General features: G+C 67.6%; 9 protein-coding genes. 5 read left to right on the forward strand and 4 right to left on the reverse strand.

All coding sequences use genetic code 11. The annotated features are described in order from the left end of the window. The first annotated feature begins 830 nt into the window (after positions 1 to 830). From gltB to ACFXHE_RS18985, 5 genes are all read left to right on the forward strand, one after another. Positions 831 to 5,480 (forward strand): glutamate synthase large subunit, encoded by a 4,650-nt coding sequence (gene gltB, locus ACFXHE_RS18965; RefSeq protein ID WP_379384632.1) that lies wholly within the window; start codon positions 831 to 833, stop codon positions 5,478 to 5,480. A gap of 128 nt (positions 5,481 to 5,608) precedes the next feature. Next, on the forward strand, positions 5,609 to 7,078 hold the full coding sequence (locus tag ACFXHE_RS18970) for a glutamate synthase subunit beta (protein WP_379384634.1): 1,470 nt from the start codon (positions 5,609 to 5,611) through the stop codon (positions 7,076 to 7,078). Between the two features lie 247 nt (positions 7,079 to 7,325). Continuing rightward, positions 7,326 to 8,030 (forward strand): hypothetical protein, encoded by a 705-nt coding sequence (locus ACFXHE_RS18975; RefSeq protein ID WP_379384636.1) that lies wholly within the window; start codon positions 7,326 to 7,328, stop codon positions 8,028 to 8,030. Between the two features lie 42 nt (positions 8,031 to 8,072). Beyond that, the gene (locus ACFXHE_RS18980; RefSeq protein WP_379384637.1) at positions 8,073 to 9,086 is read left to right on the forward strand and encodes an alpha/beta hydrolase; all 1,014 of its coding nucleotides are present in this window, start codon (positions 8,073 to 8,075) and stop codon (positions 9,084 to 9,086) included. Between the two features lie 261 nt (positions 9,087 to 9,347). Further along, complete coding sequence (locus tag ACFXHE_RS18985; RefSeq protein ID WP_379384638.1) at positions 9,348 to 10,250, forward strand: cutinase family protein; 903 nt, start codon at positions 9,348 to 9,350, stop codon at positions 10,248 to 10,250. A 105-nt stretch (positions 10,251 to 10,355) separates the two neighbouring features. On the opposite strand, the gene ACFXHE_RS18990 is transcribed toward ACFXHE_RS18985, so the two are convergent. From ACFXHE_RS18990 to lysX, 4 genes are all read right to left on the reverse strand, one after another. Next, positions 10,356 to 10,688 (reverse strand): hypothetical protein, encoded by a 333-nt coding sequence (locus ACFXHE_RS18990; protein ID WP_379384640.1) that lies wholly within the window; start codon positions 10,686 to 10,688, stop codon positions 10,356 to 10,358. A 113-nt stretch (positions 10,689 to 10,801) separates the two neighbouring features. Continuing rightward, entirely contained in the window at positions 10,802 to 11,419 is a 618-nt protein-coding gene (locus tag ACFXHE_RS18995) for a histidine phosphatase family protein (protein ID WP_379384642.1), read from the reverse strand. Positions 11,420 to 11,462: 43 nt separating this feature from the next. Next, entirely contained in the window at positions 11,463 to 11,663 is a 201-nt protein-coding gene (locus ACFXHE_RS19000) for a hypothetical protein (RefSeq protein ID WP_379384644.1), read from the reverse strand. Positions 11,664 to 11,842: 179 nt separating this feature from the next. Continuing rightward, complete coding sequence (gene lysX / locus ACFXHE_RS19005) at positions 11,843 to 15,178, reverse strand: bifunctional lysylphosphatidylglycerol synthetase/lysine--tRNA ligase LysX (protein ID WP_379384772.1); 3,336 nt, start codon at positions 15,176 to 15,178, stop codon at positions 11,843 to 11,845. Positions 15,179 to 15,267 lie beyond the last annotated feature (89 nt).

Consider the following 15,267-nt stretch of genomic DNA (forward strand, 5'->3'; position numbering starts at 1 on the left):
CTGATTCGTTGTCTCAGCGTGACAGGCGTACACCTGTTCCATCGACCGCGGCGGCTGGGATGTGGCCAGGCTCACAATGCCACGTTTCGGGCGTGTGACGTGGTGTTGATCACGCCCAGACCGGCTCGGATAGCACGGAAAACGCGGGTAAGAGACGGATTTACGGTTTGCTGGACGTGTGCTGAATCCCACATTCAGGAAAAATTCCGTACGGTCCGCAGGTGACCTGCCCATGTATCCCGGACGGCCGCCGCGGCGACGGAACTTGTCCGGAAAGTTAGCCCGCCAACGCCCGGTTTGCCGGATCCCATTGTGGGGAAATCTGATTCATTGCAGGTGAGAGGCAGTCTGGAGCTGCGCTGGACCGCCCGGCCGGAGTCCTCGCGTGCGTGCGATGCAGTGGTGAACTCAACTGAAACGCACGTGCACCCCTGCCTTACACTGGAGAACGCGCGTGTGTTGGAGGACCGATGAAGAAGCCCAGCTAGAACCTGGAATTAGTACAACCTAAGTTGGTTGGGCTCAAGTCCTGACTTATCGTTTGCTCTTACGCCGAACTACACAATTCGGCATATCTCCCCATACGGTCAGAGGCCCGATCGGTGCTCAGCCTAGCGGGCGAGACCTGCGCGGTGTGTAGCGAAGACGTAAGGGTTCCGTTACCACCGAGCACCCGACTAGGTAATCGAAGCGGGTGGACAACTGCAAAGTTGACTGCACGGAATGACCATCAGCGCCGCTGGTCTCCGAACGTCCGGACGCAGTCCAGACCGGAGGCGTTCGACGAAGGCCGCATTCTTCGAAGGCCTGTTTTTTGTGAAGGCAGAGGCATGACGCAACTTCCTGGCCACAGGTCCCCTGGACCCATCGGGCTCTATGACCCGGCGAATGAACACGACGCCTGTGGTGTCGCATTCGTCGTCGACATGCACGGCCGCCGCAGCCGCGACATCGTCGACAAGGCTATTACGGCATTGCTGAACCTGGAGCACCGTGGTGCCGCCGGTGCCGAACCCAACTCGGGTGACGGCGCGGGCATCCTGATCCAGCTCCCGGACAAGTTCTTCCGTGCTGTCGTCGACTTCGAGCTCCCCGCCGAAGGTTCGTACGCCACCGGTATCGCTTTCCTGCCGCAGGCCCGCCGCGAGGCCGCCCGCGCCGGGTACGGCGTCGAGAAGATCGTGCGCGAGGAGGGCCTCGAGGTCCTCGGCTGGCGCGAGGTCCCGATCGACGGGTCGTCGCTGGGCGCGCTGTCGCGTGACGCCATGCCGACCTTCCGGCAGATCTTCATCGCCTCGCCCAAGGGTGGCGCCGAGCAGCTGTCCGGCATGGACCTGGAGCGTCGCGCCTATGTCATCCGCAAGCGCATCGAGCACGAGCTCGGCAAGTCGGGTGCCGGCGAGGGCGCGACCGGCAAGGAGTCGGTCTACTTCCCGAGCCTGTCCGGCGAGACCTTCGTCTACAAGGGCATGTTCACCACCCCGCAGCTGCGGGCGTTCTACCTGGACCTGCAGGACGACCGGGTCGAGTCGGCGCTGGGCATCGTGCACTCGCGCTTCTCCACCAACACCTTCCCGTCGTGGCCGCTGGCGCACCCGTTCCGGCGCGTCGCCCACAACGGTGAGATCAATACCGTGTCCGGCAACGAGAACTGGATGCGGGCGCGTGAGGCGCTGCTGAACTCCAACGTGTTCGGCACCGACCACGCGGGCAACAACCGCCTGGAGAAGATCTTCCCGGTCTGCACCCCCGGCGCCTCGGACACCGCGCGCTTCGACGAGGTGCTCGAACTGCTGCACCTGGGCGGCCGCAGCCTGCCGCACGCCGTGCTCATGATGATTCCGGAGGCGTGGGAGCGCCACGAGTCCATGACCCCGGAGCAGCGCGCCTTCTACCGCTACCACTCCTTCCTCATGGAGCCCTGGGACGGCCCGGCCTCGGTGTGCTTCACCGACGGCACGGTCGTCGGCGCGGTGCTGGACCGCAACGGTCTGCGCCCCGGCCGCATCTGGGTCACCGAGGACGGCCTGGTCGTGCTGGCCTCCGAGGTCGGCGTGCTCGACATCGACCCGGCCAAGGTCGTCTACAAGAAGCGCCTGCAGCCCGGCCACATGTTCCTGGTCGACACCTCGCAGGGCCGCATCATCAGCGACGACGAGGTCAAGTCCTCGCTGGCCGCCGAGTTCCCGTACCAGCAGTGGCTGGACGAGGGCCCGACCAAGTTGAGCGACCTGCCCGACCGCCCGCACGTGCACATGTCGCACGACCGCGTGCTGATCCGTCAGCAGATCTTCGGCTACACCACCGAGGAACTGAACCTGCTGGTCTCGCCGATGGCGCAGACCGGTGGCGAGGCGCTCGGCTCGATGGGCACCGACACCCCGATCGCGGTGCTGTCGGCTCGGCCGCGCCTGCTGTTCGACTACTTCTCGCAGCTGTTCGCGCAGGTCACCAACCCGCCGCTGGACGCCATCCGCGAAGAGGTCGTCACGTCGCTGCGCAGCATGATCGGCCCGGAGGCCGACCTGCTGAATCCGGGCCTGGAGTCCTGTCGTCAGATCACGCTGACCCAGCCGATTCTGGACAATGACGAGCTGTCCAAGCTCGTCCACATCAATGACGACGGCTCGCGCCCCGAACTGCGTTCGGTCGTGGTCCACGGCCTGTACCCGGTCAAGAAGGGCGGCAAGGGACTTCGCAAGGCCCTCGAGGCCGTGCAGCGTCAGGTCTCGGCGGCCATCGACGGCGGCGCGCGCATCATCGTGCTGTCCGACCGCGAGTCCAACGAGAAGCTGGCCCCGATCCCGTCGCTGCTGCTGACCGCCGCGGTGCACCACCACCTGGTCCGGGAACGCACCCGCACCAAGGTCGGCCTGGTCATCGAGGCCGGTGATGCTCGCGAGGTGCACCACATGGCCATGCTGGTCGGCTTCGGCGCTGCGGCCATCAACCCGTACATGGCCTTCGAGTCCATCGAGGACATGCTGGAGCGCGGCGCGCTGCAGATGCCGGGCAGCACCGGCGATCACGCGGCCGACTTCAAGAAGGCCGTCTACAACTACAACAAGGCCGCCGGCAAGGGTGTGCTGAAGGTGATGTCCAAGATGGGCATCTCCACCATCGCCTCCTACCGTGGCGCGCAGCTGTTCCAGGTCGTCGGCCTGGCGCAGGAGCTGGTGAACGAGTACTTCACCGGTCTGAAGTCGCCGCTGGACGGCATCGGCCTGGACGACATCGCGGACGAGGTCGCGCAGCGGCACCGGGTCGCGTTCCTGGAGAACCGCAACGAGCGCGCGCACCGCGAGCTCGAGATCGGCGGCGAGTACCAGTGGCGTCGTGAGGGCGAGTACCACCTGTTCAACCCGGACACGGTGTTCAAGCTGCAGCACGCCACCCGCTCGGGCCAGTACAAGGTCTTCAAGGAGTACACGAAGCTGGTCGACGACCAGTCGGAGCGTCTCGCCTCGCTGCGTGGTCTGTTCAAGTTCAAGTCCGAGCACCGGCACCCGATCTCGATCGACGAGGTCGAGCCGGCGTCGGAGATCGTGAAGCGCTTCTCGACCGGTGCGATGAGCTACGGCTCCATCTCGGCCGAGGCCCACGAGACCCTGGCCATCGCCATGAACCGCCTCGGCGGCCGCTCCAACTCCGGTGAGGGCGGCGAGCACCCGGCGCGCTTCGAGCCGGAGGACGGCGGCGACTGGCGCCGGTCCGCGATCAAGCAGGTGGCCTCGGGTCGCTTCGGTGTGACCGCGCACTACCTGACCAACTGCACCGACATCCAGATCAAGATGGCGCAGGGCGCGAAGCCCGGTGAGGGCGGCCAGCTGCCGGCCCACAAGGTGTACCCGTGGGTCGCCGAGGTCCGGCACTCGACGCCGGGCGTCGGCCTGATCTCGCCGCCGCCGCACCACGACATCTACTCGATCGAGGATCTGGCGCAGCTGATCCACGACCTGAAGAACGCGAACCCGCAGGCGCGGATTCACGTGAAGCTGGTCGCGGAGCCGGGCGTCGGCACCGTCGCCGCGGGTGTCTCCAAGGCGCACGCCGACGTGGTGCTCATCTCCGGCCACGACGGTGGTACCGGTGCGTCGCCGCTGACCTCGCTGAAGCACGCGGGTGGCCCCTGGGAGCTCGGCCTGGCCGAGACCCAGCAGACCCTGCTGCTCAACGGTCTGCGCGACCGCATCGTGGTGCAGGTGGACGGTCAGATGAAGACCGGTCGCGACGTCATGATCGCCGCTCTGCTGGGCGCCGAGGAGTTCGGTTTCGCGACCGCTCCGCTGGTGGTCTCGGGCTGCATCATGATGCGCGTCTGCCACCTCGACACCTGCCCGGTCGGCGTCGCCACCCAGAACCCGGTTCTCCGTGAGCGTTTCACCGGCAAGCCGGAGTTCGTCGAGAACTTCATGCTCTACATCGCCGAAGAGGTGCGGGAGCTGCTGGCGTCGCTGGGTCTGCGGACCCTGGACGAGGCCATCGGCCGGGTCGACCTGCTCGACACCACCGCCGCCAAGGCGCACTGGAAGGCCGCCAAGCTGGACCTGTCGCCGATCCTGGACGACGTCGAGACGGCGTTCATGTTCCAGGACCGCCGCCGCACCAAGGACCAGGACCACGGTCTGGACAAGGCGCTGGACAACGAGCTCATCGCGCAGTCCGCGGACGCGCTGGAGCGCGGCAAGCCGGTCAAGTTCGAATCCAAGATCACGAACGTGAACCGGACCGTCGGCACCATGCTCGGCCACGAGGTCACCAAGCTCTACGGCGGAGTCGGCCTGCCGGACAACACCATCGACATCACGTTCACCGGTTCCGCCGGTAACTCGTTCGGTGCGTTCGTCCCGGCCGGTATCACCCTGCGGGTGGTCGGCGACGCCAACGACTATGTCGGCAAGGGTCTTTCGGGTGGTCGCATCACGGTGCGCCCGTCCGATGACGCGCCGGAGGCGTTCGTCGCGGAGCAGAACATCATCGCGGGCAACGTGATCCTGTTCGGCGCCACCAGCGGTCAGGCGTTCCTGCGCGGTGTGGCCGGCGAGCGCTTCGCCGTCCGCAACTCGGGCGCCACCGCGGTCGTCGAGGGTGTGGGCGACCACGCCTGCGAGTACATGACCGGTGGCCGCGTGGTCATCCTCGGCGAGACCGGCCGCAACTTCGGCGCCGGCATGTCGGGCGGTATCGCCTACGTCTACAACCCGAACGGCACCTTCGAGGCCAACCTCAACACCGAGCTGGTCGACCTCGAGCAGCTGTCGGCCGAGGACGCGCAGACCCTGCACGACATCGTGGCCCAGCATCGCGACGAGACCGGATCCGCTGTCGCCGACAAGATCCTGGGCGACTGGTCGCAGCAGGTGACGAAGTTCGCGAAGGTCATGCCGCGCGACTACAAGAAGGTCCTGCTCGCCATCTCCGAGGCCGAGAAGGCCGGCCGGAATGTCGACGAGGCGATCATGGAGGCGGCGCGTGGGTAACTACGCACTCATGTCGACGAGGCGCTGTAACCATTCAAGGCAGCTCGTGGCTGACCTCACCTTGGCGGTGCAACGCAGCACCACTGTTGTTGTTCCGTGCGCGCTGCGCATTAGTCAGGAGTTCGTAAATGGGTGACGCACAAGGCTTCCTGAAGCACACTTCCCGGGAACTGCCCAAGCGCCGTCCGGTTCCGCTGCGACTGCTGGACTGGAAAGAGGTTTACGAGGAGAAGTTCTCCCACGAGACCCTGCAGAAGCAGGCCAGCCGCTGCATGGACTGCGGTATCCCGTTCTGCCACAACGGCTGTCCGCTCGGGAACCTGATTCCCGAGTGGAACGACCTGGTGTACAAGGGCGCGTGGAAGGAGTCGTTCGATCGGCTGCACGCGACCAACAACTTCCCGGAGTTCACCGGCCGCCTGTGCCCGGCTCCGTGCGAGGCGTCCTGCGTCCTGGGCATCAACCAGGATCCGGTGACCATCAAGCAGGTCGAGGTCGAGATCATCGAGAACGGTTTCGACGAGGGCTGGGTGACCCCGGTCTACCCGACCCGCCTGACCGGCAAGCGCATCGCGGTCGTCGGTTCCGGCCCCGCGGGCCTGGCCGCCGCCCAGCAGCTGACCCGGGCCGGCCACACCGTGACCGTGTTCGAGCGCGACGACCGCATCGGCGGCCTGCTGCGCTACGGCATCCCGGAATTCAAGATGGAGAAGCGCTTCATCGACCGCCGCATCGCGCAGATGGAGGCCGAGGGCACCATCTTCAAGACCGGCGTGAACGTGGGCGTGGACATCACGGCCCAGCAGCTGCGTGAGCAGTACGACGCGGTCGTGCTCGCCGGTGGCGCCACCATCGCGCGTGACCTGCCGATCCCGGGCCGCGACCTGGACGGCATCCACCAGGCCATGGAGTTCCTGCCGCTGGCCAACCGGGTGCAGCTGGGCGACCCGATCGCCGACGAGGACGGCCTGCCGCGCATCAACGCGCGCGGCAAGAAGGTCGTCATCATCGGTGGCGGTGACACCGGCGCGGACTGCCTGGGCACCTCGCACCGGCAGGGTGCGGAGACGATCCACCAGTTCGAGATCATGCCGCGTCCGCCGGAGCAGCGGGCCGACTCGACCCCGTGGCCGACCTACCCGCTGATGTACCGCGTCTCCTCGGCGCACGAGGAGGGCGGCGAGCGCGTGTTCTCCGTCAACACCGAGCGTTTCATCGGCGCCGACGGCAAGGTGACCGGGCTGCAGGCGCACGAGGTGTCGATGGTCAACGGCCGCTTCGAGAAGGTCGAGGGCACCGACTTCACCCTCGAGGCCGACCTGGTGCTGCTGGCCATGGGCTTCGTCGGACCGCAGAAGAACGGTCTGCTCGAGGGCCTGGGCGTGGGCTACGACCAGCGCGGAAATGTCATGCGCGACAAGGAGTGGGCCACCACCGTGCCCGGCGTCTTCGTCGCCGGTGACATGGGCCGCGGTCAGTCGCTGATCGTGTGGGCCATCGCCGAGGGCCGCGCGTGCGCGTCCGCGGTGGACAAGTACCTGGAGGGTGAGACGGCGCTGCCGTCCCCGATCACCCCGACCATGGTCGCCCAGCGGTGATCCAGCGCTGAGCTGAAACCCTGAAGAGCGCTCCCGGACTTCGGTCCGGGAGCGCTTTTTGTTATGCAGGGAAACGATCTGAAATGTGTACTAGTCAGTAACTGGGAGCAGTTTTGTCAAACCCTGGACAGGGGACCAGTTACACCTGTTTACTTACTCCCCGTGTGGAGTCCACCCTCCGAGTCGTCCGCAGCGCTCGGTAAGTATGGATCGGTCCCGGAGGATCTCGGGACACTTGGAGGAAAATATGTTCCGTAATCGCCGTGCGGCCGCGATCGCGACCTCTGCCGCAATGGTTTTCGCGGGCCTGAGCATGACCACGCTGGAGACGGGCGCCGCGTCAGCGGATACGACCTGTGCCCTGAGCTCGCATGCCACCAAGAATGACATCAGCACCGTGGGTATCACCATGACCTACGACAAGAGCGCCAACCTCGACTCGATCGGCGTCGGCACCACGGTGACCTACAAGGTCGTCGTCGGCACCACGGGTATCGGTAACCCGTACGTCAACACCATCACCGACTTCCCGCCGTCGGGCTTCGGCGCGCCGGTCAAGGCCAGCATCACCGCCTACCACCTGGCGGGCGGTCAGCGCACCGAAGACGTCACCCCGGAGCCGAACGCCGGCGGCTGGAAGGTGACCAGCACGGGCTGGTTCGTGAACTCCGGTAACCCGGTGACCCTCAACATCACCTACCCGGTTCCGACCAACCTCTCGGCCGGTCAGCAGGTCACCAGCGGTGGCATCGGCGTCGCCGGCACCGTCGGTGTGAGCAACGAGCTCCCCAACCTGACCGCGTGCTTCACCGCCCGCGCCAACACCGTCGGCGAGGACGCGCTGGGCAGCCTCAACAACAACGGCCTCGGCTCGGCCGACGGCCAGCTCAGCTCGACCGGTTCGCTCAGCACCATCCTGTCGGACGCGATCCGCAAGTACATCGGCAGCTGATTCCCGTTCCGGGCCGATTCGATCGATAGGAAAACCGTACCGATGCTCACCGGTAAGCTCTCGGCGCTCGCCGCGATCTCGGCAATTGCACTCTCCCTGGCATTGTCGTCCGCACCCGGGACCATCGGTACGGCCACGGCGGATGATTCCACCGGATCCCATCTGGTTTCGATCGATCGGCCCGGCCAGCGGCAAGAGGAGATCTCGGTCTATTCGGCCGCGATGGACCGGGTGATCACGCTTCAGGTGATTACCCCGTTCGACAACAGTGTGCCGCGGCCCACGCTGTATCTGCTGAATGGCGCGGGCGGTGGTGAGGATGCCGCGACCTGGTATCGCCAAACCGATATCGTGCAATTCTTCGCGGATAAGAACGTGAATGTTGTTTCCCCGATCGGTGGCAAATTCTCCTATTACACCGACTGGCAGAAAGACGACCCGAGTCTGGGCCGCCAGAAATGGGAGACCTTTCTGACCGCGGAACTGCCGCCGATCCTGGATTCGGTACTGCACGCCTCCGGCGCGAATGCGGTAGCGGGTGTGTCGATGTCGGCGACCTCCGCGTTGAATCTGGCCATTGCGGCCCCCGATCGGTACCGGGCGGTCGCCTCCTACAGTGGCTGCGCCTCCACCGCCGACGAGAACAGCCGCCGGTACATCCAGCTCGTCCTCGACCGCGGTGACGCGGATTCCCGCAATATGTGGGGCGAGCCCGGCGACCCGGACTGGCAGCAGCACGACGCCGTGCTCAATGCCGCCGCCCTGCGCGGGAAGGCGCTGTTCATCTCGAGTTCGACCGGTCTGCCCGGGCCCATGGACACCCTCGATTCACCCTCGATCGGCGGGCGTCCGGCGACGCTGGCCAACCAGATCATCCTGGGTGGCGTGATCGAGGCCGCGACCAATGCGTGCACGCACCAGCTCGCAGATCGCCTCGGCCAGTTGGGGATCCCCGCAGAGGTCGAATTCAGCCCTGCCGGAACGCATTCCTGGCGGTACTGGCAGGACGCGCTGCATCGGTCGTGGCCGATGCTCGAGGCGGCATTGCAGGGCTGAGGTCCGAAATGTGGCTTCCGGCACAACTTTCGGCCGGAAATCGGACGTCTTCGCCTTCTCGCCTGGCATGGTCGATTAGGCCCCTTTATGCTTGTCGGCGGTGTGTCGCCGATCTCGTCATTCGGTCTGTTCCAGTCACAGCTCATGCGGGGCGGTTACTTGGGTTAACCCTCAGTGCACCGGACTGTCATCCGGCGACCGCACCATGATCCGGAATCGGGACACGCAACCTGTCCCGGCACAAGCGGGAACTGGAGCAGTATGCGGTTGAAGAATGTTGTCGCGGCTGCGGGGGCAGCGGCGAGCGTGCTCATGTCGGGAATCGTCCTGGGCAGCGGTCCCGCTACGGCCGCCCCCGGCGCGGGCTGCCCGAGTCTCTACACGGTCGCCGTGCCCGGCACCTGGGAGACCGGCCACGACAAGGACCCCAAGCCCGGCATGCTGGCCGGGGTGACCGACGGACTGCCCGGTGAGGTCGACTATGTGACCTACGCGGCCACCGCCTTCCCCTGGGAGGGCGACGTCTACGCCGCCTCCAAGAAGGAAGCCGTCGACAATGCCCGCGGTCTGGTGCAGGACATGGGCGCGCGCTGCCCGGGCACCAGGATCGCCATCACCGGCTACAGCCAGGGCGCCGACGCGGCCGGCGATGTCGCCGCCGAGATCGGCAGCGGCCACGGCGTGGTGCCGCCGGATCGCATCGCGGCGGTCGCGCTGATCTCCGATCCCCGCCGCTCGCCCACCGACGCCCAGATCGGCCCGCTCGCCCCCGGTGCGGGTGCCGGCGGGCCACGGGTCGGCGGCTTCGGCTGGATCAGCGACAAGGTGCGCACCGTGTGCGCCATCGGCGACCTGTACTGCTCCACCGAGGAGACCGACTTCCTCACCCGCTTCGCGGGTTTCCTGGCGCAGTCGTCCAACCCGAACAACTTCAACCTGTGGCAGACCCAGCTCGAACTCGGGTCCATCCTCAACGACCTGATGGCGCAGGGCGGTTTGCCGACGCTGCAGGCCCAGCTGGCCGACGGCCCGGACAGCGAGTACGCCCACCAGCTCGAGCAGTTCTACCGCAGCGGCAAGCACACCAGCTACGGCAGCTACGGCGTCGGCGGCGGCCAGACCGCACTGACCTGGATGCACAACTGGATCGCGACCAACGCGTAGCGGACGGCCCGGCGGTGAGCCGGGCCCGCGAAACCTGAAAAGGCCGCTCCCACACTGGGAGCGGCCTTTTCGGTGTCCGAGCCGATGAGGTCGTCGCCGGCCGGGTTACATGCCGAAGGAGCCGGTGGGCGGCAGCCAGGCGGGGGCCGGAGCCTGGTTGTTGTTCCAGCCGTTGTCGCCGTTGTTGTTCCAGCCGCCGTTGTTCCAGCCGTTGTCGCCGTTGTTCCAGCCGCCGTCGTTGTCGTGGTCGTGGTGGTGGTCACGGTCGTGATCCCAGGGGCCGTGGTCGTCGATCTGCTGGGCGACGACCGGGGTGGCGGCGTCGTCGGGGGTCGCGGCATTCGCGGGGAGGGCGACGACGGCGAGCGGGATGGCGGCCAGGGCACCGGCCGCGGCGAGGCGCAGGGCGAGACGGCGGCGGGGCTTGATGGTGGACATCGTGGTGCCTTTCTGTCGGGATCGTGGGCCGCGAGGGGAGCGGCTCTCGAGTTCCCATCGAAGGCGTCGGCCCTTGGAAGGGTGTGGGATCGGGCTGGGAGTCCGCTGAGCGTCTAGGCGCGCGGACGCTGCATGCGCGGCAACAGATCCCAGACGTGGCCGTTCTCGTTGACGGTGGCCGCGGTGCGGCCGCCGCTGCGCGAGTACAGGATCCGGGTGATCGAGCAGTAGTCGATGGGGAAGGTGAGCGGGCGGGCCAGGCCCAGCACCTCCTGCAGCAGCACGTTGATCACGCCGCCGTGCGCGAAGACGACCACGGTGTCGGTGTGCTCGGCGGCCGCCACGATGCTCGCGACGCTGTCGCGCACGCGGCCGATGAAGGCGTCGCCGTCGATCTGCTCGGGCAGGTGCCCGGCCTTGATGCGCGCGTAGGTTTCCCGGAATTCCTGCTGAGCGTCCTCGATCGGGACGTATATCGGCAGGTCGCGGTCGTACTCGGCGAGCCCGTCGAGTACGTCGATGTCGAGTCCGAGCTTCTCCGCGGTGGGCCGGGCGGTTTCGCGGGCCCGTAGTTGCGGGCTGCTGACCACGCGGGCGATGCGGTGGTGGGCGAGTGCGGCCGGGACCCGGCCCGCCTGTTCGAGGCCGATCGCGGTGAGATCCGGGTCGGCATGGCCGGATTCGGCCAGGACTCGTTGCGGCTGGGCGTGGCGGACGAGGATCAACTGCACGCCCACCACTCTGCCGCACCCCGCCCGCGGTGCGCCGCGGGGGCTAGCGGTTCTTGCGGCGGCTCATCAGGTAGACGATGCCGAGCACCAGCACCACGATGCCGATGCAGCAGACCGCGAGGAAGCCCCAGAAGCTGGTGCCGCGCCGGCTGCTGGTGCGGCGGGCGGCGGTGTTCTCGAGGGCGGCGTTCCAGGTGTCCGGGTGGGTCCACACGTGGTGGTCCAGCAGGGTCGCCTGGGTCATGAGATCTAGGTAGTGCATGGGTACCCCAATCCGTGTGGCCGGTGGGCCCGCCCCGGGCCGAATCCCAGATTAACCGGGGATCCGGCTCGGGGAATCAGGGTTTTCCCTGGTCCCAATGGGCGCTGTCGGCCTAGCCGTCCTCAGCCCCGCGCATGGCCGGAGCGAATGCGGAGGTACGCCTATCGGGATTCGCTCTGTGCGGTGCGGGGTTTCACGAGCGGGAACGGCAGCGTTTCGCGGATGCTACGGCCGATCAGCAGCATGACCACCCGGTCCACGCCGACGCCGAGACCGCCGGTGGGCGGCATGGCGTGTTCGAGGGCCTGCAGGAAGTCCTCGTCGAGTTCCATGGCCTCCGGGTCGCCGCCGGCGGCAAGCATGGACTGTTCGGTGAGGCGGCGGCGCTGTTCCACCGGATCGGTCAATTCGCTGTAGGCGGTGCCCAATTCGACGCCCCAGGCGACCAGGTCCCAGCGCTCGGTGACGCCCGGAATGTGCCGGTGCGCGCGGGTGAGCGGGGAGACGGAGGTCGGGAAGTCGATGTAGAAGGTGGGTTCCTCGGTGGCCGATTCCACCAGGTGCTCGTACATCTCGAGCACGAGTTGCCCCGCGTCCCAGCCCAATTGGAAGGGCACGCCCGCCTTCTCGCAGAGCAGCCGCAGCCGCTCCTCGTCGGTGTCGGGGCTGATGGTCTCGCCGATCGCCTCGGAGACGGCCCCGTGCACGGTCTTGACCGGCCAGTCGCCGGAGATGTCCACCTCGGTGACGGCGCCGTCGGGTCCGGGGCGCAGCGCCACCATCTTGCCGTTGGCGGCCACCGCGGCCTCCTGGATGAGCTGGCGGCAGGCGTGCATCATGCGTTCGTAATCGCTGTGCGCCTCATAGGCTTCCAGGATGGTGAACTCGGGGTTGTGGCTGTAGTCCACGCCCTCGTTGCGGAAGACGCGGCCGAGTTCGAACACCTTCTCCATGCCGCCCACGCACAGTCGCTTGAGGTAGAGCTCGGGGGCGATGCGCAGGTACAGGCCGAGGTCGTAGGCGTTGATGTGGGTGGTGAACGGGGTGGCGTTGGCACCGCCGTGCACCTGCTGCAGGACGGGGGTCTCGACTTCGAGGAATCCCCAGCCGTGCAGGGTGTCCCGCAGCGACCGCACCACCGCGCTGCGCTTGGCCATCACCTCGCGGATATCGGTGTTGATGGCCATGTCGACATAGCGTTGCCGCACTCGGGCTTCCGGGTCGGACAGGCCCTTCCACTTGTCCGGCAGCGGGTGCAGGCATTTGCCGATCATCCGCCAGTCCTGGGCGAGCAGCGAGAGTTCGCCGCGGCGGCTGCGGCCGATCTGCCCGCTCACCTCGACCAGGTCGCCCAAGTCGAAGAATTCGGTGAACGACTCGCTGCGGTCGGCGCCCACCCGGCCGCGGTCGATGAGCAGCTGGATGTCGCCGGACCAGTCGCGCAGCACGGCGAAGATGACGCCGCCGTAGTCGCGAATCCGCAACAGCCGCCCGCAGACTCGCACCGTGGTGCCCTGCGGGCAGCCGCGGGCGGCGGACACGGTGTGGGTGGGCGGGTAGGCGACCGGGTAGGCCTCGACGCCGGATTCCTGGAGCTTCTCCAGCTTGTCCATGCGCACCCGTACCTGTTCGGGGCGGCGCGGGCCCTGCTCCTCGAGCTCCTCCGGCGGCAGGTCGGGCGGGCTGCCGTCGGCGTGCAGCCCGGTCATGGTGGGCGGCACCGAGGGCCGCAGACCGGTGTGCGCGGAGGCGTCGTGTTCGCGGCCGATGCGGGGCAGGAAGCCTTCGGCGAGCGCGCTGGCCGTGGCGACGCGCACCAGGTGCCGGCGTTCCTCGAACAGCGAGAACCGCGGCACCCATTCCGGCTGGTACTTCACATTGGAGCGGTAGAGCGCCTCCAGCTGGTACCAGCGGGAGAAGAACATGAGCACGCCGCGCCACAGGCGCAGCACCGGGCCGGCGCCGATGCGGCCGCCCTCCTCGAAGACCGCGCGGAAGACCGCGAAGTTCAACGAGATTCGGGTGATGCCGTACTGCTCGGAGGTGAGGGCGAGCCGCGAGATCATGAGTTCCACCAGCCCGTTGGGCCCGGTGCGGTCGCGGCGCATGAGGTCGAGGGAGACGCCGGTGCGGCCCCACGGCACGAACGACAGCATGCCGAGCACCTGGCCGTTGGGGGCGACGGACTCGACCAGCAGGCAGTCGCCGTCCAGCGGATCCCCGAGCCGGTCGAGGGCCATGGAGAAGCCGCGTTCGGTCTCGGTGTCGCGCCAGGCGTCGGCGCGGCGCATGACGTCGACCATCTCCTCGGGCGGGACCTCCCGGTGCCGCCGCACCCGCACCGTGATGCCCTGTTTGGCAAGACGATTGGCGGCCTGGCGGACGGGCTTCATATCGGGTCCGGCGAGGGAGAAGCTGCGGGTCTCGAGGATGGCCTCGTCGCCCAGCCGCAGCGCGGACAGTCCGGCCCGCCGGTAGGCGGTCGCGCCGATCTCGCTGGCGCCCATCACCGCCGGGGCCCATCCGTACTGGTCGGCCAGTCGCAGCCAGGCGTCGATGGCGTGGCCCCAGGACTCCTTCTGCCCGATGGGGTCGCCCGAGGCCAGGCACACGCCGAGTTCGACGCGGTAGGTGACGGCGGCCTTGCCGCTGGGCGCGAAGACGACCGCCTTGTCGCGGCGGGTGGCGAAGTAGCCGAGCGAGTCCTCGACATCGGAGCGTTCGATGAGCCCGCGAATCGCGGATTCGTCCAGCCCGGTCAGTGCGTTGGAGGAGCGCTGCGACCGGAACAGGGTGATGACGGCGGCCAGCAGCGCGATCGCGCCGAACAGGCCGAGCAGCAGGTTGACCAGGTGCGGCGGGTGCCCGTCGAAGTCCTCGTTGGAGACCAGGATCGCGCCGGTGACCCGGGACACCGCCCACAGGGCGCGTTCGGTGTGGTCGGGCAGGCTGCCGGGGAACAGTTCGACCAGTCCCCAGCCGACCAGGCAGCCCAGCGCGAGCCCGCCGGCCAGCACGCCGAGCGCGCGCCAGACCGCGCCGCGCTGCACGTGCGTGTAGAACTCGGACCACGCGGCGATGAGCACGCCGATGACCACGACGTGAATGATCAACGCCACCAGGGCATTGATGTCGCCCTCGGCGGCGAAGTCGAGGGCGTTGGCGAGCGCGAAGGCCGCCATGTACCCGACCAGCAGCCACCAGGCGATCCGCTTGCGGCTGGCGGTCGCGCCCGCGAGCAGGCCCACCACCAGCGCCCACACCAGTGAGGTGTCGGGGGCGTCGAAGTAGTAGGTGTCGACGAAGTGGCGTAGGTGCGAGGTCAGGAACCGCAGCCCGGGCGAGATGCTCCAGGCGAAGCAGAGGACCGAGAAGGCGCCGAGCGTGGTGCCTGCGATATGCGGCACCTCGCGCAGCCGGCCGTGCCCGCGGTGTGGCACCTCGGGCGATCGCGGCTCCGGTCTCTGGTCGGAGTCGTGCGGCGGCCGGTCCTGCATCGAAGTCACTGCACCAGTGTGAATGTTGCCGTTGCCCATATGCACTCAGAACCCGGTTCGTGTCTCGTGGCCGCCGCGTGGCGGCTGGT

Source organism: Nocardia sp. NPDC059229 (genome assembly GCF_042754165.1).
In the GTDB taxonomy this organism is placed as follows: domain Bacteria; phylum Actinomycetota; class Actinomycetes; order Mycobacteriales; family Mycobacteriaceae; genus Nocardia.

Coding starts and splice junctions, on each gene's coding strand:
- ACFXHE_RS18975 (WP_379384636.1), top strand. CDS start 7,326: ATGTTCCGTAATCGCCGTGCGGCCGCGATCGCGACCTCTGCCGCAATG.
- ACFXHE_RS18970 (WP_379384634.1), top strand. CDS start 5,609: ATGGGTGACGCACAAGGCTTCCTGAAGCACACTTCCCGGGAACTGCCC.
- ACFXHE_RS19000 (WP_379384644.1), bottom strand. CDS start 11,663: ATGACCCAGGCGACCCTGCTGGACCACCACGTGTGGACCCACCCGGAC.
- ACFXHE_RS18980 (WP_379384637.1), top strand. CDS start 8,073: ATGCTCACCGGTAAGCTCTCGGCGCTCGCCGCGATCTCGGCAATTGCA.
- lysX (WP_379384772.1), bottom strand. CDS start 15,178: ATGCAGGACCGGCCGCCGCACGACTCCGACCAGAGACCGGAGCCGCGA.
- ACFXHE_RS18985 (WP_379384638.1), top strand. CDS start 9,348: ATGCGGTTGAAGAATGTTGTCGCGGCTGCGGGGGCAGCGGCGAGCGTG.
- ACFXHE_RS18990 (WP_379384640.1), bottom strand. CDS start 10,688: ATGTCCACCATCAAGCCCCGCCGCCGTCTCGCCCTGCGCCTCGCCGCG.
- gltB (WP_379384632.1), top strand. CDS start 831: ATGACGCAACTTCCTGGCCACAGGTCCCCTGGACCCATCGGGCTCTAT.